The following is a 23242-nucleotide window of genomic DNA, read 5'->3' on the forward strand; positions in this document are numbered from 1 at the left end:
CGAACACCTCCCCCCCCGCTCTCTCTCTCCTTCCTCTCTTCGCTGCCAACCCCTCCGCTCGCCTCACCGACCGGAAAGGGCCCAGACCCCCGCCCCCCCCCCCCCCCCCCCGGGCCCTTCGTGCTTCCCGCGCCCGCGCCTACTGGCGGGGGAGCGGCTTGCCCGACGTGGCGTCGACCACCTTGCGGTCGCCGAGCGGCTGCTGGAGCGTCGCCGTCAGCGCCATCTCCTGCGCGAGCATGATGCAGGCCTGGCCGGGCTTGTTCGGCGTGTCCGTGATCTTCACGATGACCGAGGCCGCTTCCTCCCGCGCCTCCAGGGTGTAGGTGCTGCACACTCCGCCCCAGAAGTTCACGGTCAGCGTCCGGTCGGCCTGGGCGTACGAGAACCCGGGCACGGTGTGCGGCTTCGGAGGCACCGGGGTGCCGGCGTCACCCGCCGCGGCCGGCTGGACCACCGTGCGGCCCGGCTTGCCCTGCGAGCCCGCCACCTCGAACAGCCAGGCCGGTACGAGACCCCGCCCGCCGTCCACCGTCCCCGCGACCAGCCCCAGCACGGCCCCCCGCACGCTCTCGGTCCGCGGCGGCTTCATCGGGCGCGGCTCCGGGTTGCAGGGCAGGGTGTCCGTCGCGCCCGTCGGGGTGTCCGGGTTCAGCGGCACCGTGGTCGCGCAGCCGCTGGGCCCCGGGCCGGTGCCGTCGCCGCCGCCCTTGGCCGCCGCGTTGAGGCGCTCCAGGGCCTCGGCGGCCCCGATCACCGGCTGCTCGGCCGCGCGCACCGGGGCCTTCAGCTCCCCGCTGCCCGCCACCACCGTGCCGTCGGCCCCGACGCTGATCCTGCTGGACCAGCCCTGGGTCGGGAGGCCGCCCACCACCGGGTCGGCGATCACCACCCGGACCGAACCCTGGGTGAGCCGGGCGTCCAGCTTGGCGTCGGCCTGCCCGGCGGCCGCGAGCACCGGGGCCGCGGCGGCCCTGGCGGCCTGCTCGGAGACCGGCTTCGCGCCGCCGGTGCCCTCCTGGGGGAGGGTGGCCGGGCCGCAGGTGTCCTTCCCGCGGACGCAGTCGTCACCGGCACTGCCGGGCTCGCCCAGGCCGCCGCCCTGGTAGCGGGCGAAGGACCAGGTGCCCGGCGCCTTGCGGGTCACCGTGAGCCGGGGCCCGGAACCGTCGGCGGTCTCACCCGCCTGCCAGGCGTCGCCGGCCGGCCGGGGCGCGCCGGAGAGGCCGAGGGACTTCGCGAGCCGGGCCACCTCGTCGGAGGTGACCTCCCCGGACGCGGCGAAGGAGGGCGCGGTACCCGGCCCGTCGGGCAGCTTCACGTCGGCCCGGTACGTCACCGGCCCGCCGGAGGGGTCCGGCTCCCCGGGGGCGATGCCGGGCCCCGGCGGGGACCCCGCCGCGCGCGGCGCGACGGCCGCGCTGTCACTCGTACGGCCGCCGCCGGAGGCGTCGCCGTGCGCCGTCGACGCCCAGTACGCCGTACCGCCGCCGGCCAGCAGGACGGCGGCCGCGATCGAGCCGATGGCCCAGGCGGGCCGCCGTCGTGTGGCGTGTGATGTGTCGGGTTGTTCGCTGGTCACCGCATCGCTCCTTAGCGTGTCCCGCCGTACGTGATGCGGGTGGGACGCGGCGGCCGCGAAACCGGTTCCCTCGGATCCCCTAGTCGCCGTACGCGGCGGTGGAGGCGATCAGCCGGGCCGAGGAGGGCGGGACGGCCACCCCGTGGATCTGCGAGGGCGCCACACGGACCGGCCGGGGCTCCCGTTCCACGGCCCAGTGCGGGGCCATGCGGGCGCAGTCGCCGAGCAGCCGTGCGAAGCCGGGCCGCGCCTCGGAGGCGTGGTCCGTGTACCCGAAGCCATCGGTATAGGTCATGGGGGCACCGTAAGGTCGCCATCCTGGGCGAAGGAAGTCCTACTACGGGGTAGTTTCGGCGGGTCGGCCCGGGGGCGCGGACCGGGTAGTTTTGATTGTCACCCGCCGTCCTCCGCAGGAGCATCCACGCCGTGCGCATCGCAGTCACCGGCTCCATCGCCACCGACCACCTCATGACCTTCCCGGGCCGCTTCGCCGACCAGTTCGTCGCCGACCAGCTCCACACGGTCTCCCTCTCCTTCCTCGTCGACAACCTCGACGTCCGGCGGGGCGGCGTCGGCCCGAACATCTGCTTCGGCATGGGCCAGCTCGGCAGCCGCCCCATCCTCGTCGGCGCGGCCGGCTCCGACTTCGACGAGTACCGCGCGTGGCTGGACCGGCACGGGGTCGACACCGAGTCCGTCCGGATCTCCGAGGTGCTGCACACCGCGCGCTTCGTCTGCACCACGGACGCCGACCACAACCAGATCGGCTCCTTCTACACGGGCGCCATGAGCGAGGCCCGCCAGATCGAGCTCAAGGCCGTCGCCGACCGCGTGGGCGGGCTCGACCTCGTCCTCATCGGCGCCGACGACCCCGAGGCGATGCTCCGCCACACGGAGGAGTGCCGCACGCGCGGGATCCCCTTCGCGGCGGACTTCTCGCAGCAGATCGCCCGGATGGACGGCGAGAACATCCGCACCCTGATGGAGGGCGCGACGTACCTCTTCTCGAACGAGTACGAGAAGGGCCTCATCGAGTCGAAGTCCGGCTGGACCGACGAGGAGATCCTCGCCAAGGTCGGCACCCGCGTCACCACCCTCGGCGCGCAGGGCGTGCGCATCGAGCGGGTCGGGCAGGAGCCGATCCTGGTCGGCTGCCCGGAGGAGACGGCGAAGGTCGACCCGACCGGCGTCGGCGACGCGTTCCGCGCGGGCTTCCTGACGGGGCTCGGCTGGGGCGTCGGCCTGGAGCGGTCCGCGCAGATCGGCTGCATGCTGGCCACCCTGGTGATCGAGACCCTGGGCACCCAGGAGTACACGCTGGCCCGCGCCCACTTCATGGAGCGCTTCACGAAGGCGTACGGCGAAGAGGCCGCCGCCGAGGTGCGGGCGCACCTGCCTTCCTGACGGGCCGCCGCCGCCGCTCGCACGGCTCGGCACCGGGGCCCCTCCCCGGCTCCCCGGCTTCGCGCCGCCGCGCCGGACTCCGTCCGCCGGTGGCGTGGCCGGGGAGTCGCCGGGCGCGGGGGCGCCGCTGCGCGGGGCGTGGTCCCCTCCCCGCCCTTCGCCCGTTCCCCGGGGCTCCGCCCCGGACCCCATCGGGCCTTGCCCCCGGGGGCTTCGCCCGGACCCCCGAGGCTTCGCCCGGGCCCCCGGGCCGCGTCCCCGCGCATCGTCGCCGGCGGGCGCCGCTGGCGTCCGGCTCCCGAGCGGGGGCGCCGGTGTCGTGAGTGCCGCCGGCTCCGGTAGCGGCCGCCGTCGGGCGCGGGGGCGCCGCTGCGCGGGGCGTGGTCCCCTCCCCGCCCTTCGCCCGTTCCCCGGGGCTCCGCCCCGGACCCCATCGGGCCTTGCCCCCGAAGGCTCCGCCCGGACCCCCGAGGCTTCGCCCGGGCCCGGGGCTGTGCGCCCCGACCCCCGGCTCCGCCCAGGACCCCGCCGGGCCCTGCCCCGGGGCTCCGCCCGGACCCCGGCTCCGCCCAGGACCCCGCCGAGCCCTGCCCCGGAAGGCTTCGCCCGGACCCCCGGGGCGTGCCCGACCCCGCGGCTGCGTCCGGACCCCGGCCGAGTCCGCCCCGGGGAGGGGTCAGGCCTCGCGGCGGACGCGGTAGGCGGCGGCCGTCCCGCGGGGGGTTTCGCCCAGGTAGGTGTGGCCGCGCATCGCGCACCACGCCGGGATGTCCAGGCGGGCCACCTCGTCGTCCGAGACGACCGTGACTGTGCCGCCGACCGGGACCGTGGTGATGGCCCGGGCCAGCTCGATCACCGGCTGCGGGCAGCGCAGCCCCAGCGCGTCGATCTCCACGGCGTCCGCCACCGGGGCCACCGGGGCCGGTTCCGAGACGCCGAGCTTCTCCCGTACGCCCGCCACCGCGCCCGGCAGCACCTCCAGGAAGCCGTTGACCTCGTCGGCGGTGGTGCCCGGCGGCAGGGAGACCCGTACGTTCCCCTCCGACAGCACCCCCATCGCCCGCAGCACGTGACTGGGGGTCAGCGTGGAGCTGGTGCAGGAGGAGCCGGAGGAGACGGAGTAGCCGGCGCGGTCCAGCTCGTGCAGCAGGGTCTCCCCGTCGGCGTACAGGCAGGAGAAGGTGACCAGGTGGGGCAGGCGCCGGTCGGCGTCCCCGACCACCTCCACGTCGGGCACCAGCCGGACCACCCGCCGCCGCAGCCGGTCCACCAGGACCCGCAGCCGCGCGGCCTCCGCGTCCGCCTCCGCCCGCACCGCGCGCAGCGAGGCCGCGGCCGCGACGATGGCGGGCAGGTTCGCGAAGCCGGGGGAGCGGCCGGACTCCCTCTCGTCGGCGGGGCCTTGAGGGGAGAAGCGGACCCCCTTGCGCACCGCGAGCAGGCCGACCCCGGGCGGGCCGCCCCACTTGTGGGCGCTGGCCGCGAGGACGGACCACGCGCCCTCCACCCGGCCCCAGCCCAGCGACTGGGCGGCGTCCACCAGCAGCGGCACCCCGGCGGCCCCGCAGACCTCGGCCACCTCGGCCACCGGCTGGACCGTGCCCACCTCGTGGTTGGCCGACTGGAGACACGCCAGAGCCGTGGTCGAGCCCAGCACGGACGCGTATCCATCGGGCGACACCGCGCCGAGCCGGTCCACGGGAACCTCCGTCACCGTGCCCCCGGCCGCCGCGTGCGCGTCCGCCGCATGGAGTACGGAACTGTGTTCGACCGCCGATACGACCAGATGGCCGCCCACGCGCCGGCGCCCCGCGAGCACCCCCGCCATGCCCGTGTGAACCGCGTGCGTTCCCGAAGGAGTGAATACGAGCTCGTCGGCGCGGCACCCCACCGCCTCGGCCGCGGCCTCGCGCGCCGCGTCCAGCAGCAGCCTGGCCCGCCTGCCCTCCCGGTACAGCCGGGCGGGGTCCGCCCAGCCCTCGTCCAGGGCGGCGTGCAGGGCCTGCCGGGCCACGGGGTGGAGGGGGGCGGCGGACGCGGTGTCGAAGTACGGCATCCGGCCACGGTAGAGGGTGGCCGCCGGCCGGCCGGGACCACGCCCCGCGGGCACCGCTTCAGGGACCGTCAGATGGCGTCCGCAGCCCGCCCTTCGGGACCGTACGGCCGGTCCCCCGTACGGCGGATCCATCCCTTCGGGGGCAGTAGCGGCGCGTTGGGCACCCTCCCCGCGCGACCCCAAATAGCGTCCAGTAGGGTTTGGTCCGCATAAACATCCAAACCCCTGCCTGCGTCAGGGCCGGCGACCGACCCGAACACGGCCGCGGCCGGCCGCGCGGGCCGAGACTCTCGGGAAGGCGCTACGTGAGTCCCTACGGCTCCGACCGCTCGCCGCGGCGCCCGATGCGGCGGAAGCTGCTGCAGGCGCTGACTGCGGGCGTGGTCCTGGCGACCGCCACTGGTTGCTCGTACACCTGGAAAGACTTCCCCCGCCTCGGAATGCCCACCCCGGTCACGGAGGAGGCGCCTCGCATCCTTTCCCTGTGGCAGGGATCCTGGGCGGCCGCTCTCATCACGGGCATCCTGGTGTGGGGCCTGATCATGTGGAGCGTCATCTTCCACCGGCGTAGCCGGACGAAGATCGAGGTCCCCCCGCAGACCCGGTACAACATGCCCATCGAGGCGCTGTACACCGTGGTCCCGCTCATCATCGTCTCGGTGCTCTTCTACTTCACCGCGCGTGATGAGTCGAAGCTGCTCGCCCTCTCCTCCAAGCCGGCGCACACGATCAACGTGATCGGCTTCCAGTGGAGCTGGGGCTTCAACTACGTGGAGAACGTCGACGGCGATGCCGCGACCCCGAAGGCGGGCGAGACCCCGAAGGAGCTCGCCTCCCTCCCGGACCGCTACATCAAGTCCTTCCCCGCGGGCGCCGAGGGCGTCTACGAGAAGGGCGTCCCCGGCGACCGCAACGCGGACACCAACAACCCGGGGCCGACCCTCTACCTGCCCAAGGGTGAGAAGGTCCGCTTCATCCTGTCGTCGAACGACGTCATCCACTCCTTCTGGGTGGTGCCCTTCCTGTTCAAGCAGGACGTCATCCCCGGTCACACCAACGTCTTCGAGGTCACCCCGACCCAGGAAGGCACCTTCATGGGCAAGTGTGCCGAGCTCTGCGGTGTCGACCACTCGCGCATGCTCTTCAACGTGAAGGTCGTCTCTCCCGCGGAGTACAAGGCGCACCTGAAGGAGCTGGCGGAGAAGGGGCAGACCGGCTTCCTGCCGGCCGGCATCAAGCAGACTGACCCCGCCCGGAATGCGGAGACGAACAAACTGTGAGCATCCTCAACGAATCCCAGGGTGCCGCGTCAGCTGACTCGTACGAGAACGAGCTGCCGGTGCGGCGCAAGCAGCCGGGCAACGTGGTCGTGAAGTGGCTCACCACCACCGACCACAAGACCATCGGCACGATGTACCTGGTCACGTCGTTCGTGTTCTTCCTGATCGGCGGTCTCCTGGCGCTCTTCATGCGCGCCGAGCTGGCTCGTCCGGGCACGCAGATCATGTCGAACGAGCAGTTCAACCAGGCGTTCACCATGCATGGCACGATCATGCTGCTCATGTTCGCGACCCCGCTGTTCGCCGGCTTCGCCAACTGGATCATGCCGCTGCAGATCGGCGCGCCCGACGTGGCGTTCCCGCGGTTGAACATGTTCGCGTACTGGCTGTACCTCTTCGGTTCGACCATCGCGGTGGCCGGCTTCGTCACCCCGCAGGGCGCCGCCGACTTCGGCTGGTTCGCCTACACCCCGCTGTCGGACGCCGTCCGTTCGCCGGGCATCGGCGCCGACATGTGGATCATGGGTCTGGCCTTCTCCGGCTTCGGCACGATCCTCGGCTCGGTCAACTTCATCACCACGATCATCTGCATGCGCGCTCCGGGCATGACGATGTTCCGCATGCCGATCTTCACCTGGAACGTGCTGCTGACCGGTGTCCTGGTCCTGCTGGCCTTCCCGGTCCTCGCCGCCGCGCTCTTCGCGCTGGAGGCCGACCGGAAGTTCGGTGCGCACGTCTTCGACCCGGCCAACGGCGGGGCATTGCTGTGGCAGCACCTCTTCTGGTTCTTCGGACACCCAGAGGTGTACATCATCGCGCTGCCGTTCTTCGGCATCGTCTCGGAGATCATCCCGGTCTTCTCGCGCAAGCCGATGTTCGGTTACATCGGTCTGATCGCCGCGACGATCGCGATCGCCGGCCTCTCGGTGACCGTGTGGGCGCACCACATGTACGTCACCGGCGGTGTGCTGCTGCCGTTCTTCTCCTTCATGACCTTCCTGATCGCGGTACCGACCGGTGTGAAGTTCTTCAACTGGATCGGCACCATGTGGAAGGGCTCGCTGTCCTTCGAGACCCCGATGCTCTGGACGATCGGCTTCCTGGTCACCTTCACCTTCGGTGGTCTGACCGGCGTCATCCTGGCCTCCCCCCCGATGGACTTCCACGTCTCCGACTCGTACTTCGTCGTCGCGCACTTCCACTACGTCGTCTTCGGCACCGTGGTGTTCGCGATGTTCGCCGGCTTCCACTTCTGGTGGCCGAAGTTCACGGGCAAGATGCTGGACGAGCGCCTCGGCAAGATCACTTTCTGGACGCTGTTCATCGGCTTCCACGGCACGTTCCTGGTCCAGCACTGGCTGGGCGCCGAGGGCATGCCGCGTCGTTACGCGGACTACCTCGCGGCCGACGGCTTCACCGCGCTGAACACGATCTCCACGATCAGCTCGTTCGTGCTCGGCCTGTCCTTCCTGCCGTTCATGTACAACGTCTGGAAGACGGCCAAGTACGGCAAGAAGATCGAGGTCGACGACCCGTGGGGCTACGGCCGTTCGCTCGAGTGGGCGACGTCCTGCCCGCCGCCGCGGCACAACTTCCTCACGCTGCCGCGCATCCGCAGTGAATCGCCGGCGTTCGACCTGCACCACCCGGAGATCGCGGCCCTCGACCACCTCGAGGACCACGTCGCCGGCGGGACCAAGGCCCTCACCGGGGACAAGGAGGCCGGCAAGTGAAGATCCAGGGCAAGATGTTCCTCTGGCTCTCCGTCTTCATCCTGATCATGACCGTCGTGTACGGCGTCTGGTCGAAGGAGCCGGTCGGAACCACCGCTCTCGCGCTGGCCTTCGGCCTGAGCGCCATGATCGGCTACTACCTGGCCTTCACGGCCAAGCGCGTGGACGAGATGGCCCAGGACAACCTGGAGGCCGATGTCGCCGACGAGGCGGGCGAGCTGGGGTTCTTCTCCCCGCACAGCTGGCAGCCGCTCTCGCTGGCCATCGGTGGCGCGCTCGCGTTCATGGGCGTCGTCTTCGGCTGGTGGCTCATGTACTTCTCGGCCCCGATCATCCTGATCGGCCTGTGGGGCTGGGTGTACGAGTACTACCGCGGTGAGAACCAGAACCAGTAGCACCGGCGTTACGCGGCCCGCCGCGGCGCCTGAGGGGCCCGGACACCTTTTCGGAGGAGTCCGGGCCCCTCGTTTGCAGTCACCCCGCGCGCTGGATTTGTCATATCTTCATAGCGTTGGGCGCATGAACCACTCACCGCGTCTCTGGCCGGTACTCAGCTGCTCCCTGCTGGTCGCGTCCCTCGGGGCCGGCGCCACCGCATGCGGGTCCGGCGACACCAACCCGCTGTCCGCCCGCCCGTACGACGCGGGCGACCAGGTCGTCTTCAACCAGGCGCCCGGCGGACGCCCTGCCGACCCCGACAAGCCGCTCGAGGTCACCGCCAAGGGAGCCGAGGCGCGGATCACCGACGTGATGGCCGTCGACACGCACGGCCGCCGCCTGGCGGGCGAACTCTCCGCCAAGGGCGACCGCTGGCACAGCACCGTCCCGATGGCGGCGGGCGTGCGCTACACGGTCACGGTGAGCACGGAGGACCAGCGGGGGGCCCCGGGGCAGCGCACGACGACGTTCGAGACCACCCCGGCCAAGAAGGTCCTCAAGGTCGAATTCGGCCCCGAGGAGGGCAAGTACGGCGTCGGCCAGCCCCTCACGGCCGAACTCAACGAGCCCGTCAAGGACAAGGCCGCCCGCGCCGTCGTCGAACGGGCGCTGGTCGTCGAGGCGCCGCCCGGGGTCGAGGGCGCCTGGCACTGGGTGGACGACAAGAACCTGCACTACCGCCCGAAGGACTACTGGCCCGCCCACAGCACCGTCTCCGTACGGAGCAACCTGGAGGGCATCAGGGTCTCCGACGAGCTCCACGGAGCCGCGTCCAAGCCGCTGAAGCTGGAGATCGGCGACCGGGTCGAGGTCACCACCGACGCCGCCTCGCACTACCTCACGTTCGAGCGCAACGGAGAAGTGATCAACACCATCCCGGTGACCACCGGCAAGCCCGGCTTCTCCACCCGCAACGGGGTCAAGGTGGTGCTCGGCAAGCAGTACTACGTACGGATGCGCGGCGACACCGTCGGCATCGGCGGCAGCGAGTACTACAACTTGCCCGTCTACTACGCCACCCGGGTGACGTGGAGCGGTGAATACGTGCACGCCGCGCCGTGGTCGATCGGCTCCCACGGCTACGAGAACGTCAGCCACGGCTGCACCGGCATGAGCACCGGCAACGCCGCCTGGTTCTACGAGAACATCACCGAGGGCGACATCGTCAAGGTGATCAACAGCATCGGCGACGACATGGACACCTTCGGCAACGGCTTCGGCGACTGGAACATGGAGTGGAAGGAGTGGCGCGAGGGCAGCGCACTCCTGAAGGGCACCCAGGAAGGCCGCAGCCCCGTCGACCAGGCGCGGCTGCGCCCCACCGTCTGAGAGGCCCGCAGAAGGCCGTACGGGCCCGCGGGCGGCCACCGGGGCCGGCCGCGGGCCCGCGTCGTGCCCCGGGGGCCCCTCGCGCCTCAGGCGTCCAGTGACAGCCGCGGCCGGAGCAGACCCGCGAGGGTGTCGGGGAAGTCGACCGGGTCCACCGGAAGGGTGACCGCCGCGTCCGCCCGGCTCCAGGTGGCCAGCCAGGCGTCCTGGGGGCGTCCCATCAGCAGCAGCACCGGAGGACACCGGAAGATCTCGTCCTTGATCTGCCGGCACACCCCCATGCCCCCGGCCGGAACCGCCTCGCCGTCCAGCACGCACAGATCGATGCCGCCCGCGTCCAGCTCCTTGAGGACCGCTGGAAGCGTGGCGCACTCCAGGAACTCCACCGGCGGCAGGTCCGGGGCGGGCCTGCGCCCGGCGGCCAGCCGCACCTGCTCCCGGGTACCCGCGTCGTCGCTGTAGACCAGAACCCGCGCAGTCGCCCGCATTTCGTCCTCCACCTGGCCGTGAATCACGCTGATGATGCGCGGGATGCTACTCCGTCCGACCGGTTGTCAACATCGGTTCCGCCAGCCTCGCGACCGGTCTCCTGATGGGCCGTTCGGGCCTTGCACACCCCCCTGACACTCCGAACGGCACCCCCCGGGGTGAGGGCGGGATAAGCGACCGACATAATGTCGGTCGTGGCGACAGCAACGACAGTAGATACCGGGCACGCGCACCCGACGGTCAACCGGCCGAACCTCGTCAGCGTCGGAACCATCATCTGGTTGAGTTCCGAGCTGATGTTCTTCGCGGCCCTCTTCGCGATGTACTTCACCCTGCGATCCGTGACGGGTGCCGAGTACTGGACAGAGCAGGCCGAGGCCTTGAATCTGCCCTTCTCGGCAACGAACACCACGATCCTGGTGCTCTCCTCGCTCACCTGCCAGCTCGGCGTATTCGCCGCCGAGCGCGGTGACGTGAAGAAGCTCCGGACGTGGTTCATCATCACGTTCGTCATGGGTGCGATCTTCATTGGCGGCCAGGTGTTCGAGTACACCGAGCTGGTCAAGCACGAGGGCATGTCCCTCTCGTCCGGTCCGTACGGCACGGTCTTCTACCTGACCACCGGCTTCCACGGTCTGCACGTGACGGGCGGTCTCATCGCCTTCCTGCTGGTCCTCGGCCGGACGTACGCGGCCAAGAGGTTCACCCACGAACAGGCCACGTCGGCCATCGTCGTGTCCTACTACTGGCACTTCGTCGATGTCGTCTGGATCGGCCTCTTCGCGACGATCTACCTGATCAAGTAGCGAACACGTCGCCGGCTCGCCCGGCACTCCATCCAGAAACACCGACGCAGAAGATCCTGACACCGGGGTAATCCGTGAAAAAGCTCTCCGCACGACGACGCCATCCGCTGGCGGCGGTCGTCGTTCTACTCTTCGCGCTGGCGGTCACTGGGGGGCTGTACGCCGCCTTCGCGCCCGCGGGCAAGGCGCAGGCCGATGAAACCGCCCAGTCCCTCGCCATCGAGGAGGGCAAGAAGCTCTACGCCGTGGGTTGCGCAAGCTGCCACGGAACCGGCGGTCAGGGTTCCACTGACGGCCCCAGCCTGGTCGGCGTCGGCTCCGCGGCCGTCGACTTCCAGGTGAGCACGGGCCGCATGCCCGCCCAGCAGCCCGGCGCCCAGGTGCCGAAGAAGCCGAACATCTACACCCAGGCCCAGATCGACCAGCTCGCGGCGTACGTCGCGTCCCTCGGCGCCGGCCCGATCACGCCGACCGAGAAGCAGTACGACCCGGCCGGGGCCGACATCGCCGCTGGTGGTGAGCTGTTCCGCAACAACTGCGCGCAGTGCCACAACTTCACCGGCGAGGGCGGCGCACTGACGAACGGCAAGTACGCCCCCAACCTTGAGGACGTCTCGCCGAAGCACATCTACGAGGCCATGCTGACCGGCCCGCAGAACATGCCCTCCTTCCCCGACAGCACCATGCCGGAGAAGCAGAAGAAGGACATCATCGCGTACCTCGAGAACGTCAACGGCGAGAAGTCCACCAGCCCCGGTGGCCTCAAGCTCGGCGGCCTCGGTCCCGTCTCCGAGGGTCTGTTCGGCTGGATCTTCGGCCTGGGTGCGCTGATCGCTGTTGCCGTCTGGGTCGCGGCCCACACCGCTAAGGCCAAGAAGTCATGAGTAGCCAAGACATTCCCGAAGACAAGCACCTGCCGAGTGAGCAGGGCGACGCGCACCACGGTGCCGTAGCGGTCGCGGACGACCCGTTCGCGGACCCGGGCCTCCCGGTCCACAAGCCGCGCATCCAGGACATCGACGAGCGGGCCGCCAAGCGGTCCGAGCGTACGGTCGCGATGCTGTTCACCCTGTCGATGCTGGCCACGATCGGCTTCATCGCCTCGTTCGTGGCCATCCCGGTGGAGAAGATCGTTTACATCTTCCCCATCGGGAAGGTCAGCGCGCTGAACTTCGCGCTCGGCCTGACGCTGGGCGCGGCCCTGTTCTGCATCGGCGCCGGCGCGGTCCACTGGGCCCGCACGCTGATGTCCGACGTCGAGGTCGCCGACGAGCGCCACGAGATCGCCGCCTCCCCGGAGGTCAAGGCGAAGGTCATGCAGGACTTCGCCGCCGGTGCGAACGAGTCCGGCATCGCCCGCCGCCCGCTGATCCGCAACACGATGCTCGGCGCGCTGGCCCTGCTGCCGCTCTCCGCCGTCGTGATCCTGCGCGACCTGGGCCCCCTGCCCGAGGACAAGCTGCGCAAGACCCTGTGGTCCAAGGGCAAGCTGCTCATCAACCAGAACACGATGGAGCCGCTGCGTCCCGAGGACGTCCTGGTCGGTTCGCTGACCTTCGCCATGCCGGAAGGCCTGGAGGAGGACCAGCACGACTTCCAGGTCCAGATCGCCAAGGCCGCCCTGATGATCGTCCGCATCAAGCCGGAGGACATCAAGGACAAGCAGGAGCTGGAGTGGTCCCACGACGGAATCGTGGCCTTCTCCAAGATCTGCACCCACGTCGGCTGCCCGATCAGCCTGTACGAGCAGCAGACGCACCACGTGCTGTGCCCGTGCCACCAGTCCACCTTCGACCTCTCCGACGGCGCCCGTGTCATCTTCGGCCCGGCCGGTCACGCCCTCCCGCAGCTGCGGATCGGTGTGAATAGCGAAGGCTTCCTCGAGGCGCACGGCGACTTCGAAGAGCCCGTCGGTCCTGCATTCTGGGAGCGCGGATGAGTACCTCTGCCAACAACGAACGCAATGCGTCGCGCGGCGAGCGCGTAGCCGACTGGGCGGACGGCCGCCTGGGCATCTACGGCCTCGCCAAGGCGAACATGCGCAAGATCTTCCCGGACCACTGGTCCTTCATGCTGGGTGAGATCTGCCTCTACAGCTTCATCATCATCATCCTCACGGGTGTGTACCTGACGCTGTTCTTCCACCCGAGCATGAACGAGGTCGTCTACCACGGCTCGTACGTGCCGATGCAGGGCGTCCTGATGTCCGAGGCCTTCGCCTCGACCCTGGACATCAGCTTCGACGTCCGCGGTGGTCTGCTGATCCGTCAGATCCACCACTGGGCGGCGCTGATCTTCGTCGCGGCCATGGTCGTGCACATGATGCGCGTCTTCTTCACCGGCGCGTTCCGCAAGCCGCGCGAGGTCAACTGGATCTTCGGCTTCCTGCTGCTGGTCCTCGGCATGTTCACCGGCTTCACCGGTTACTCGCTGCCGGACGACCTGCTCTCGGGTACCGGTGTCCGCTTCATGCAGGGCGCCATCCTGTCCGTCCCGGTCGTCGGCACCTACCTGTCGATGTTCCTCTTCGGCGGGGAGTTCCCGGGCGGCGACTTCGTCGCGCGCTTCTACTCGGTGCACATCCTGCTGCTGCCCGGCATCATGATGGGTCTGCTGGTCGCGCACCTGATCCTGGTGTTCTTCCACAAGCACACCCAGTTCGCCGGCCCCGGCAAGACGAACAACAACGTCGTCGGCATGCCGCTGCTGCCGGTCTACATGGCCAAGGCCGGAGGCTTCTTCTTCCTGGTCTTCGGTGTCATCGCGGCCATCGCGGCGATCGCCTCGATCAACCCGATCTGGGCGCTCGGCCCGTACCGCCCGGACCACGTGTCCACCGGTGCGCAGCCCGACTGGTACATGGGTATGCCGGAAGGCCTCATCCGTGCCATGCCGGGCTGGGAGATCAACCTGTGGGGCCACACGCTCGTCCTGGGCGTGTTCATCCCGCTGATCCTCTTCCCGCTGGTCCTCGGCGCCATCGCCGTCTGGCCGTTCATCGAGTCCTGGGTCACCGGCGACAAGCGCGAGCACCACATCCTGGACCGCCCGCGCAACGTCCCGACCCGTACGGCCTTCGGTGTCGCCTGGATCGCGGAGTACATCGTGCTCCTCATCGGCGGCGGCAACGACATGTTCGCCCAGTACTTCCACCTGTCGATCAACGCGATCACGTGGTTCGTCCGGATCGGCTTCTTCGTCGTCCCGGTCCTGGCGTTCATCGTCACCAAGCGGATCTGCCTCGGCCTCCAGCGCCGGGACCACGACAAGGTGCTGCACGGTCGCGAGACCGGCATCATCAAGCGTCTGCCGCACGGTGAGTTCGTCGAGGTCCACGAGCCGCTGTCCCAGGACAAGCTGCACACGCTCACCGCGCACGAGCAGTACGCGCCGATCGAGATCGGCCCGACGGTCGACGAGAACGGCGTCGAGCGCAAGGTGACGCGCGGCGAGAAGCTGCGGGCGAAGCTCAGCAAGGGCTTCTACGCGGAGAACAACCAGATTCCGAAGCCCACGGTGGAGGAGTACAAGGAGATCCAGGCCGGACACGGCCACCACTGATCTCCGGCACCACCCGCTCGAGGGATCGGTTCCGGCCGATCCCGGTGTCGCCACAGCGAGAGCCCCGTCCAGCGACTGGACGGGGCTCTTCGCTGCCATCCGGGCTGGATAGGCTGAGATCCTTCCCATTCGACGTGGGCGCCGACACCGGGCGGCCCACGAGCAGCAGGAGCGGACCATGGACGTTGTGACCCCGGCAGGCGGCGACAGCGTGGCGGCCCGCGGCTGGCCGGGCGTCCTCGACGCCCTGCTCGGCGGCCGTGACCTCGGCGCGGACGACACCGCCTGGGCGATGGACCGGATCATGCGGGGCGAGGCCACCGACGCGCAGATCGCCGGTTTCGCGGTCGCGCTGCGGGCCAAGGGGGAGACCGTCGAGGAGATCGGCGGCATGGTGCGGGCCATGTACGCCCACGCCAACCTGATCGAGGTGCCGGGCCGGACGGTGGACATCGTCGGCACCGGCGGCGACGGGGCCAAGACGGTGAACATCTCGACGATGTCCTCCATCGTGGTGGCCGGTACGGGCGCGAAGGTGGTCAAGCACGGCAACCGGGCCGCGTCCTCGGCGAGCGGCTCCTCCGACGTGCTGGAGAAGCTCGGCGTCAACCTCAACCTGACCCCCGCCCGGGTGGCGGAGGTCGCGGAGCGGGCCGGCATCACCTTCTGCTTCGCGGTGACGTTCCACCCGGCGCTGCGCCACGCGGCGGCCGCCCGCCGCGACCTCGGCATCCGGACCACCTTCAACTTCCTCGGCCCGCTCACCAACCCGGCCAAGGTCCGCGCGCAGGCCACGGGCGTCGCCGACGCGCGGGTGGCTCCCATCGTGGCCGGGGTGCTCGCCGAGCGCGGCTCCTCGGCCCTGGTGTTCCGCGGTGACGACGGCCTGGACGAGCTGACCACCACCGCCACCTCCCGCGTGTGGTGGGTCCGCGAGGGCACGGTGACCGAGCTGCCCTTCGACCCGCGCGACGTCGGCATCCCGCTGGTGGACGTGGCGCGGCTGCGGGGCGAGGACGCCTCGTACAACGCGGACGTCGCCCGCCGCCTGCTGGCTGGGGAGACGGGCCCGGTCCGCGACGCCGTCCTGCTGAACGCGGCGGCGGCCCTGGTGGCCCTCGACCCCGGCACGGGCTCCCTGGAGGAGCAGATCGCGGGCGGTATCGCCCGGGCGGCGGAGGCCATCGACTCGGGCGCGGCGCGTGCGGCGCTGGAGCGGTGGGTGGCGGCCAGCAACGCGTAGCGCGGCCGTTCCCCGCCGCCGGCGGCCGTTTCCGCCGCCCGCGGCCGGAGACGGTGCGGGAAGGAGCACGGAGGGGTGACCCCGGTCCACGATGCGGACCGGGGTCTTGCGCGTGCGGGACCTTGTGGCAGGATGCTCTCCAAGGTCACGAGTGACAGCGTTCAGGCCCCGGCTTGCTGTCCGGCAACCCTCCTTCCGTGGCGGGGTGCCCCGGGTGATGACCAGGCCGTGGGCAGCGAGGTCCACGGCAAGCGCGGATCCCTCGACACCAGGGGTCCTGGTCTCTCGAGGAGCGTTTTCCGTGAGCAAGCGAATGCGATAGGGCGACTCCGCCCCTTCTTCAACCCCCGGACCGGGTCCCTTCCGTGTACCCCCGTCAGGTCCGGGGCTCCCCGTACCCCTCAGGTCGGCCGCCGAGCCGTACCCGCGTACGGGCACACCCGAAGCCATTCAGCCCTGCCTGCCGGGAGATACCGCCATGTCCGCATCCCTGAACGCCGCCGCCACCGCCGCCTGCGCCCCCGCCGCCCCCGCCTGTGGCGGGCCGCTGCCGGTGCTCGGCCGGGACGTCACCGTCCCCCTCGTCACCGGCGGCGAGGTCACCTACGCCGCCCTCGACTACGCGGCCAGCGCCCCGGCGCTCCAGCGGGTCTGGGACGACGTCGCCGCGTACGCCCCGTACTACGGCAGCGTGCACCGGGGCGCCGGCTACCTCTCCCAGCTGTCCACCGACCTCTTCGAGCAGAGCCGGGCCACGGTCGCCGAGTTCCTCGACTGCCGCCCCGGTGACCAGGTGGTCTTCACCCGGTCCACCACCGACTCCCTCAACCTGCTCGCCGCCGCGCTGCCCTCCGACTGCCGGGTCTTCGTCTTCGAGACCGAGCACCACGCCTCGCTGCTGCCCTGGGGCGACGCCCGGGTCACCTGCCTCGACGCCCCGCGCACCCCCGGAGAGGCGGTCGCCACCCTGGAGCGGGCCCTGGCCGAGCGCGACCCCTACGGCCCGGCCCTGGTCTGCGTCACCGGCGCCTCCAACGTCACCGGCGAGCTGTGGCCCGTGCGGGAACTCGCCGCCGCCGCGCACGCCCACGGCGCGCGGATCGTGCTCGACGCCGCCCAGCTGGCCCCCCACCACCCCGTCTCCGTACGGGAGCTCGACGTGGACTGGGTCGCCTTCTCCGGGCACAAGCTGTACGCCCCCTTCGGCTCGGGCGTGCTCGCGGGCCGCGCCGACTGGCTCCAGGAGGCCGAGCCGTACCTCGCGGGCGGCGGCGCCTCCCGTACGGTGGCCCGCCGCGAGGACGGCGGCGTCGACGTCGAGTGGCACACCACCGCCGCCCGCCACGAGGCCGGCTCCCCGAACGTCATCGGCGTCTACGCCATCGCCTCCGCCTGCCGCGCGCTGCGGGAGGCCGGCTTCGAGAACCTGGTCGCCCGGGAGAACCACCTCATCGCCAAGGCCCGCGAGGGCCTCGCGGAGGTCCCGGCCGTGCGGGTGCTGTCCCTGTTCGGGGACGACGCCCCGCGCGTCGGCGTCATCTCGTTCGTGGTCGACGGCTGGAACAGCTCGCACTTCGCGGCCGCGCTGTCCGCCGAGTACGGGATCGGCGTGCGCGACGGCCTCTTCTGCGCCCACCCGCTGGTACGGACCCTGCTGGGCGGCGAGCCGCAGGCCCAGGGGGAGTGCGGGGCGCCGGAGGCGGCGCCGGGGGAGAAGTCGCTGAACGCCATCCGGGTCAGCTTCGGGGCCGGCACCCCGGACGAGCACGTGGAGCGTTTCGTGAAGGCCGTGCGGGAGCTCGTCGAGGACGGCGCGAAGTGGCGGTACCGCACGGAGGAGGGCCGCTGCGTCCCGGTGGTGTAGCACCGCGAGCGGGCCGCCGCCGCCCCGCGCGGCGGCATCCCCGCACCGGCCGCCGCGGGCCTGACCGGCGCTACTTTGACGACAGGGCCTAGGCGTCCAGGCCGATGGCGAAGGCGGCTTCGAGGTCGTGCTGGGAGTACGTACGGAACGCCACGTGGGTGTCGGTGGCCTCGACGCCCGGGATCTTGCTGATGCGGCCCGGGATGACGTCCGCGAGGTTCTCGTGGCGGGCCACGCGGACCAGGGCGATCAAGTCGTACGTGCCGGTGACGGAGTAGACCTCGCTGACGCTGTCCAGCTGCGCGATCGACTCGGCGATCTCGGGGATGCGGTCCACGCTGGTCTTGATGAGCACGATCGCGGTGATCACGGTTGGCTGTCTCCCTCGACGGCAGTCACTGGTCTCCTCACTCTAGTCGCACGGCGATACCGCCCCCACGCGTAGAGGAAGCCGACGGAGAAGCCCACCACGTGGGCCAGATAGGCCACTCCGGGCCCGCTCCCGGCGCGCTGCGCCGCCAGCCACTGGAGGCCGAACCAGAACAGCAGCACGATCCACGCCGGGAAGCGCAGCGGCAGGAAGAACAGGAACGGGAACAGGCTCGTCACCCGGGCCCGCGGGAAGAGGCGGAGGAAGGCCCCCAGCACCGCCGAGATCGCCCCGGACGCCCCCACCAGGGTCTGGTCCGAGGACGCGTTGGCCGCCGCGTAGGCCGCCAGCGCGAGGTATCCCGTACAGACGTAGAAGGCGAGGAACGGGATCCGGCCCATCCGTTCCTCGGTCATCACGCCGAAGACGTAGAGGAACAGCATGTTCCCGAGCAGGTGCAGCCAGCTGCCGTGGACGAAGAGCGCCGTCAGCGGGGTCAGCAGCGGGCGTGCCGCTCCCGAGAAGAGCTCGTCCGGGACGACGCCCCAGCGCCGGAAGTACGCCGTCCCCGTCTCCACCAGCAGGTCGCCCGTCCCGTAGGCCGGGTTCAGGCCAGAAGCCGGTCCGAGGAAGAACACCGCGCAGCAGGCCGCGATCAGCGCGTACGTGACCACGGGCCCCCGGGCGGCCTCGCACAGGGTCCGCCACTTTACGATCATGCGACAGAGCATGACGCAGGCGGACCCGCCTGAGGGTGGTGCCAGGCCGTAGGGTTACGTGCTGCGGTCCGGCGACCGCGGCGCGAGGCTTTAATTGAATGAGCTACGAAGGAGAGAGCGGCCTGATGACGGTTCCCCTGCCGACCGACACCACCCGGTGGCGCTGCACCCTGTGCGGCAACCTCACGCGGTTCGATGTCACCCGATCGTCGAAGGTCGTGGAGTACGTCCACCTCGATCTCGCCGGGGAGCCCAAGGTCGAGGAGCGCGAGGTGGTCAGTGAGACCATCGAGTCGGTCCGCTGCCGCTGGTGCAACGCGGTGGACCAGATCGAGCTCGTGGACAGGCCGGGCACCGACTCCTGACGGAGCCGGGCCCACAGTAGATCACGGTAGGGGTGACGGATTGTGGAGCCAGCAAGCGGCGCGAGGCCGGCCGACGCGGCCGGTGACGCCGCGGAGGTCCTCGACCGCCCGCTGCCGGAAGGCGTGCGGCGCCGGGTCGTCACGATCGTCTCGGACGCCTTCGGCGCCCTGACGGTCGCGGACCTTCCGGCGCAGCTGCGCCAGTACGCCCGGTTCACCCCGACCCGGCGCGCCAAGTTCGCGGGCAACGCCATGGCCGCCGCCGTGGAGACCGACGGGGTCTTCCGCAGCCGGATCGCGGAGAAGCTGCGCGAGGCGCAGCCGGAGCTGGCCGGAGCCCTGGAGTCCGGGGCCCCTCCCGCCGCCGCGGACCCGCTGGACGTGGCGGCCGCCGCGTACGTGCTGCGTCCGGCCGGCTGGGTCAAGCTGGTGGCCTCCGCGGGGGAGGAGGCGCAGCGCGCCGACGCCGAGCGGGTCGGCGACGAGACCCGGCGGGAGCTGGAGCGGCTGCGCGAGGAGCTGGCCCACCTGAAGGAGGCCCAGCGCTCCGGGGGCGAGCAGGTACGGGCCGAGCTGGAGGCCGCCCGCAAGGAAGCGGAATCGCTTCAGCGCAAGCTGCGCAGCGCCTTGAGCGACGTCAAGCGGGGCGAGGCCGCGCTGCGCAAGCTGAACGGCGAGATCGACGCGATCCGGGGTGAGGCGGCCGCGCAGGTGGCCGCCGCCGAGAGCGAGTCCCGGCGCCTCAAGTCCCGCCTCGCGGAGGTGGAGTCCTCCCTGGAGACCTCGCGCCGCGCTACCCGTGAGGGGCGCAGCATCGAGGACATGCGGCTGCGGCTGCTGCTGGACACGGTCCTGGACGCGGCGGCGGGGCTGCGGCGGGAGCTGGCGCTGCCGCCCGTCTCCACACGGCCGGCCGACACCGTGGACGCGGTGGAGCCGGGCCGGATGACCCCGAAGGACATCGCGGCGCGCGCCCTGTCGGAGACCGATCCGGCCCTGCTGGACCAGCTGTTGGCGCTCCCGCAGGCGCATCTGGTGGTCGACGGCTACAACGTGACGAAGACCGGCTATCCGACGATGCCGCTGGAGAAGCAGCGGCTGCGGCTGCTGGGCGGGCTGTCCATGCTGGCCGCGCAGACGGGCGCCGAGATGACGTGCGTCTTCGACGGCGCGGAGCTGGCGGCGCCGGTGCTGCTCGCACCCCCGCGCGGGGTGCGCGTGCTGTTCTCCAAGGCCGGTGTCACCGCTGACGAGTTGATCCGCCAGCTGGTGCGGGCCGAGCCGCCCGGCCGGCCGGTGGTGGTGGTCTCCACCGACCGCGAGGTCGCCGACGGGGTGGCCAAGGCGGGCGCCCGGCCGGTGACGTCCGCATTGCTGCTCAAGCGGCTTTCGCGCGTTTCGTGACGCCTGGGGCCGATGCGGGACCGACGGTAGAAGCGGAAGACGGACCGTCAGCCCCTCGGTACGCAGTGTGGGCCCCGGGTAAAGGAAGCGGAACGGCCGCGGATTTTTTGCGCACAGGGTTTGAAGTGATCAGGGCCGGTCACTAGGGTCTGCTCAAACCTTCGTGCGGTCGGTCACTCATTCGGGTGCGGGCGGAGGTGCTGCCGAGCGTGCCCGCGTCCGTCTTCGGCGGCCCTAGGAAGAAGGAGCTCGCCCCCGTGGCGTCCCACCGTCGACCCAAGCAGCCCACCCGCACGCGCGTGACCGTGCTCACCGCCACCGCCGCCGCGGCGGTCGCCCTTTCCTCGCAGTCCGCCGTGGCCGCCCCCGACAAGCCCGGCAAGGACGAGGTCGCGTCGAAGGTCGACGCGCTCTACGAGGAGGCCGAACAGGCCACCGAGAAGTTCAACGGGGCCCGCGAGCACCAGGAGAAGCTGGAGAAGGAGATCGCGCAGCTCCAGGACGCCGTGGCCCGCGACCAGGGCGAACTCAACGACCTGCGCAACACGCTCGGTTCGCTGGCCGCCGCCCAGTACCGCGGCGGGGTCGTCGACCCGTCCGTCGCGCTCCTGCTCTCCGGTGACCCGGAGACCTACCTCGACAAGGCCGCCACGCTCCAGCAGTTGAGCGGCAAGCAGCTCGGAGCGATAGCCAGGATCCAGGCCAAGCAGCGCGCCCTCGCGCAGCAGCGCCAGGAGGCCACCGGCAAGCTCGCCGACCTCGACGCCACCCGCAAGGAGCTCGCCGAGAAGAAGAAGGCCGCCCAGGACAAGCTCGCCGAGGCCCAGGCCCTCCTCAACACGCTGACCGCCCAGGAGCGCGCCCGGCTCAAGGACGAGGAGGCACGGCAGGGCAAGGCCGGGCGGGCCGCCGCCGAGAAGGCCGCCCCCGCCGCGAGCGCCTCGGGCCGGGCCGGAGCCGCCCTGGCCGCCGCGAAGACCAAGGTCGGCAGCGCGTACATCATGGGCGCCACCGGCCCCAGCGCCTACGACTGCTCGGGGTTGACGCAGTGGGCCTACGCCCAGGCCGGCGTCGGCATCAGCCGCACCACCTACACCCAGGCGAACGACGGCACGCGCATCGGCCGCGGCCAGCTCCAGCCCGGTGACCTCGTCTTCTTCTACGACGACCTGCACCACGTCGGCCTGTACGCCGGCAACAACATGACCCTGCACGCCTCCAACCCGCGCGGCGGGGTCAAGTACGAGTCCATGGACAACATGCCGTTCCAGTTCGGGGTCCGGGTCTGATCCCGCCCGGCGGACGCCCCGCGCACCGCCCATCCGGGCGAATTGCGCGGACCCCCTCCCGCCCCGCGCCCCGCCCATGACCTGCGTCTGAGGCGGGACGCCGCCCCGCGGCCCCCGCCGCGGCCGTTGGCCGGTGCGTGGCCGCGCGGCTACTGTCTGCCAGCGCGGAACCCGGCACACGTCCGTCCACGGGGGGCGGACCCGGGCCCCGCGCAGCGGAAGGGAGCGGTTCCACGTGGCGTCCCATCGCCGGCCCGGGCTCAGCGGCCTCGACCGGAACACCAAGGTCACCGCCTTCACCGCCGCCGCGGCCAGCGCCGCCGTGGCCATGACGGGCGCACCCGCGCTCGCTTCCCCGGGGCTCCCCCAGGAGCCCTCCGGCGGCACCCGCGCCCAGGTCGACCGGCTCTTCGAAGAGGCCGAACAGGCCACCGAGCGGTACAACGAGGCCGGCGAGAAGGCCGACGCGCTGCGCGCCGAGATCAGCCGGGCCCAGGACGCCGTCGCCCGAGGCCAGGACCGCATCAACACCATGCGCGGGGTCCTCGGCGCCTTCGCCGGCGCCCAGTACCGCTCCGGCGGACTCGACCCCACCGTCGAACTGATGCTGTCCGACGACCCCCGCGCCTACCTCGACAAGGCCGCCGTCCTCGACCGGCTCAGCGGCCGCCGGGCCGAGCAGCTCGGCGAACTCCGCGAGGAGCAGCGGCGGATCGCGCAGCAGCGCCAGGAAGCCGCCCGCAAACTCGCCGAACTGGAGGCCCTGCGCACCGAGGTGGCCACCCAGAAGCGCTCCGTCACGGCGAAGCTGGCCGCCGCACGCCGGCTGCTGAACGCCATGCCCTCCGAGGAGCGGGCCGACTTCGAGCGGGCCTCCCGCTCCGGGGGCCGCGACCGGGTCGACGGCCCGCCGGAGCCGCCCTTCGGCGGCGGCCGGGTCTCGGGCCGCGCCATGACCGCCGTGATGGCCGCCCGGGCGGCCGTCGGCCGGCCGTACGTGTGGGGCTCCACCGGCCCCTCCGGCTTCGACTGCTCCGGCCTGATGGTGTGGTCGTACCGCCAGGCCGGGGTCTCCCTGCCGCGCACCTCGCAGGCGCAGCGGTACGCGGGGCGGCAGGTGCCGCTCTCGCAGGCGCAGCCCGGGGACCTGGTGACGTACCGCTCGGACGCCAGCCACGTCGGCATGTACGTCGGCAACGGCCAGGTGGTGCACGCCCCCTACCCGGGTGCGCGGGTGCGCTACGACCCCGTCGGGATGATGCCGGTGTCCTCGGTGACCCGGCCCTGAGCCGGGCCGTGCGTACGATCGG

At 71.4% G+C, this 23242-nt stretch carries 21 protein-coding genes and 1 riboswitch; of the genes, 15 read left to right on the plus strand and 6 right to left on the minus strand.

Annotated elements, in window-relative coordinates:
- Nucleotides 1-139: 139 nt before the first annotated feature.
- Together ACZ4WZ_RS24025 and ACZ4WZ_RS24030 are read right to left on the minus strand one after the other, a co-directional pair.
- Nucleotides 140-1582 (minus strand): hypothetical protein, encoded by a 1443-nt coding sequence (locus ACZ4WZ_RS24025; protein WP_467893284.1) that lies wholly within the window; start codon nt 1580-1582, stop codon nt 140-142.
- 79 nt (nt 1583-1661) lie between these two features.
- Nucleotides 1662-1877 (minus strand): hypothetical protein, encoded by a 216-nt coding sequence (locus tag ACZ4WZ_RS24030; RefSeq protein ID WP_467893285.1) that lies wholly within the window; start codon nt 1875-1877, stop codon nt 1662-1664.
- A gap of 131 nt (nt 1878-2008) precedes the next feature.
- Between ACZ4WZ_RS24030 and ACZ4WZ_RS24035 the strand changes: the two genes are divergently transcribed.
- The gene (locus tag ACZ4WZ_RS24035) at nt 2009-2986 is read left to right on the plus strand and encodes a carbohydrate kinase family protein (protein WP_467893286.1); all 978 of its coding nucleotides are present in this window, start codon (nt 2009-2011) and stop codon (nt 2984-2986) included.
- Nucleotides 2987-3662: 676 nt separating this feature from the next.
- On the opposite strand, the gene ACZ4WZ_RS24040 is transcribed toward ACZ4WZ_RS24035, so the two are convergent.
- Nucleotides 3663-5042 carry an aminotransferase class V-fold PLP-dependent enzyme gene (locus tag ACZ4WZ_RS24040; RefSeq protein ID WP_467893288.1) on the minus strand — a complete coding sequence of 460 codons (1380 nt, stop codon included), beginning with the start codon at nt 5040-5042 and terminating at the stop codon, nt 3663-3665.
- 305 nt (nt 5043-5347) lie between these two features.
- Between ACZ4WZ_RS24040 and ctaC the strand changes: the two genes are divergently transcribed.
- From ctaC to ACZ4WZ_RS24060, 4 genes are all read left to right on the plus strand, one after another.
- Nucleotides 5348-6322: an aa3-type cytochrome oxidase subunit II gene (gene ctaC / locus ACZ4WZ_RS24045; RefSeq protein WP_388935631.1), complete on the plus strand. Its 975-nt coding sequence runs from the start codon at nt 5348-5350 to the stop codon at nt 6320-6322.
- Nucleotides 6319-8055: an aa3-type cytochrome oxidase subunit I gene (ctaD, locus tag ACZ4WZ_RS24050; protein WP_388935627.1), complete on the plus strand. Its 1737-nt coding sequence runs from the start codon at nt 6319-6321 to the stop codon at nt 8053-8055. The genes ctaC and ctaD overlap by 4 nt, the downstream gene beginning before the upstream one ends.
- Nucleotides 8052-8450, plus strand: a complete 399-nt coding sequence (locus ACZ4WZ_RS24055; protein ID WP_249765692.1) for a cytochrome c oxidase subunit 4 — start codon at nt 8052-8054, stop codon at nt 8448-8450. Before ctaD ends, ACZ4WZ_RS24055 begins: the two co-directional genes overlap by 4 nt.
- A gap of 124 nt (nt 8451-8574) precedes the next feature.
- Complete coding sequence (locus ACZ4WZ_RS24060) at nt 8575-9822, plus strand: L,D-transpeptidase (protein ID WP_467893291.1); 1248 nt, start codon at nt 8575-8577, stop codon at nt 9820-9822.
- An 86-nt stretch (nt 9823-9908) separates the two neighbouring features.
- Here the strand turns inward: ACZ4WZ_RS24060 and ACZ4WZ_RS24065 are convergent, their stop codons facing one another.
- Nucleotides 9909-10310: a DNA-binding transcriptional response regulator gene (locus tag ACZ4WZ_RS24065; protein WP_388935620.1), complete on the minus strand. Its 402-nt coding sequence runs from the start codon at nt 10308-10310 to the stop codon at nt 9909-9911.
- Between the two features lie 186 nt (nt 10311-10496).
- On the opposite strand from ACZ4WZ_RS24065, the gene ctaE reads away from it, so the two are divergent.
- From ctaE to ACZ4WZ_RS24095, 6 genes are all read left to right on the plus strand, one after another.
- Nucleotides 10497-11117, plus strand: a complete 621-nt coding sequence (gene ctaE, locus ACZ4WZ_RS24070; RefSeq protein WP_007263684.1) for an aa3-type cytochrome oxidase subunit III — start codon at nt 10497-10499, stop codon at nt 11115-11117.
- Nucleotides 11118-11191: 74 nt separating this feature from the next.
- Complete coding sequence (gene qcrC, locus ACZ4WZ_RS24075; protein WP_467893293.1) at nt 11192-12001, plus strand: cytochrome bc1 complex diheme cytochrome c subunit; 810 nt, start codon at nt 11192-11194, stop codon at nt 11999-12001.
- Nucleotides 11998-13056, plus strand: coding sequence for a cytochrome bc1 complex Rieske iron-sulfur subunit (gene qcrA, locus ACZ4WZ_RS24080; RefSeq protein WP_467893294.1), 1059 nt, complete (start codon nt 11998-12000; stop codon nt 13054-13056). The genes qcrC and qcrA overlap by 4 nt, the downstream gene beginning before the upstream one ends.
- The gene (gene qcrB, locus ACZ4WZ_RS24085) at nt 13053-14678 is read left to right on the plus strand and encodes a cytochrome bc1 complex cytochrome b subunit (RefSeq protein WP_467893295.1); all 1626 of its coding nucleotides are present in this window, start codon (nt 13053-13055) and stop codon (nt 14676-14678) included. The genes qcrA and qcrB overlap by 4 nt, the downstream gene beginning before the upstream one ends.
- A gap of 178 nt (nt 14679-14856) precedes the next feature.
- Nucleotides 14857-15921: an anthranilate phosphoribosyltransferase gene (gene trpD, locus ACZ4WZ_RS24090; protein ID WP_467893296.1), complete on the plus strand. Its 1065-nt coding sequence runs from the start codon at nt 14857-14859 to the stop codon at nt 15919-15921.
- 143 nt (nt 15922-16064) lie between these two features.
- Nucleotides 16065-16181, plus strand: a riboswitch (SAM riboswitch).
- Nucleotides 16182-16399: 218 nt separating this feature from the next.
- On the plus strand, nt 16400-17785 hold the full coding sequence (locus ACZ4WZ_RS24095) for an aminotransferase class V-fold PLP-dependent enzyme (protein WP_467893297.1): 1386 nt from the start codon (nt 16400-16402) through the stop codon (nt 17783-17785).
- Between the two features lie 88 nt (nt 17786-17873).
- On the opposite strand, the gene ACZ4WZ_RS24100 is transcribed toward ACZ4WZ_RS24095, so the two are convergent.
- A complete protein-coding gene (locus ACZ4WZ_RS24100) occupies nt 17874-18155 on the minus strand; it encodes an Lrp/AsnC family transcriptional regulator (RefSeq protein ID WP_344153804.1) in 282 nt (93 codons plus the stop codon).
- Complete coding sequence (locus tag ACZ4WZ_RS24105; protein ID WP_467893299.1) at nt 18152-18886, minus strand: rhomboid family intramembrane serine protease; 735 nt, start codon at nt 18884-18886, stop codon at nt 18152-18154. The genes ACZ4WZ_RS24100 and ACZ4WZ_RS24105 overlap by 4 nt, the downstream gene beginning before the upstream one ends.
- A 113-nt stretch (nt 18887-18999) precedes the next feature.
- On the opposite strand from ACZ4WZ_RS24105, the gene ACZ4WZ_RS24110 reads away from it, so the two are divergent.
- The 4 genes from ACZ4WZ_RS24110 (at nt 19000) to ACZ4WZ_RS24125 (ending at nt 23220) form a co-directional block, all read left to right on the plus strand.
- The gene (locus tag ACZ4WZ_RS24110; protein ID WP_007263676.1) at nt 19000-19239 is read left to right on the plus strand and encodes a hypothetical protein; all 240 of its coding nucleotides are present in this window, start codon (nt 19000-19002) and stop codon (nt 19237-19239) included.
- 39 nt (nt 19240-19278) lie between these two features.
- Nucleotides 19279-20643, plus strand: a complete 1365-nt coding sequence (locus ACZ4WZ_RS24115) for an NYN domain-containing protein (RefSeq protein ID WP_467893345.1) — start codon at nt 19279-19281, stop codon at nt 20641-20643.
- A gap of 257 nt (nt 20644-20900) precedes the next feature.
- Nucleotides 20901-21932 (plus strand): C40 family peptidase, encoded by a 1032-nt coding sequence (locus ACZ4WZ_RS24120; protein ID WP_467893301.1) that lies wholly within the window; start codon nt 20901-20903, stop codon nt 21930-21932.
- A gap of 235 nt (nt 21933-22167) precedes the next feature.
- Nucleotides 22168-23220 (plus strand): C40 family peptidase, encoded by a 1053-nt coding sequence (locus ACZ4WZ_RS24125; protein ID WP_467893303.1) that lies wholly within the window; start codon nt 22168-22170, stop codon nt 23218-23220.
- Nucleotides 23221-23242 lie beyond the last annotated feature (22 nt).

The organism is Streptomyces sp. NPDC029122 (assembly GCF_055569445.1).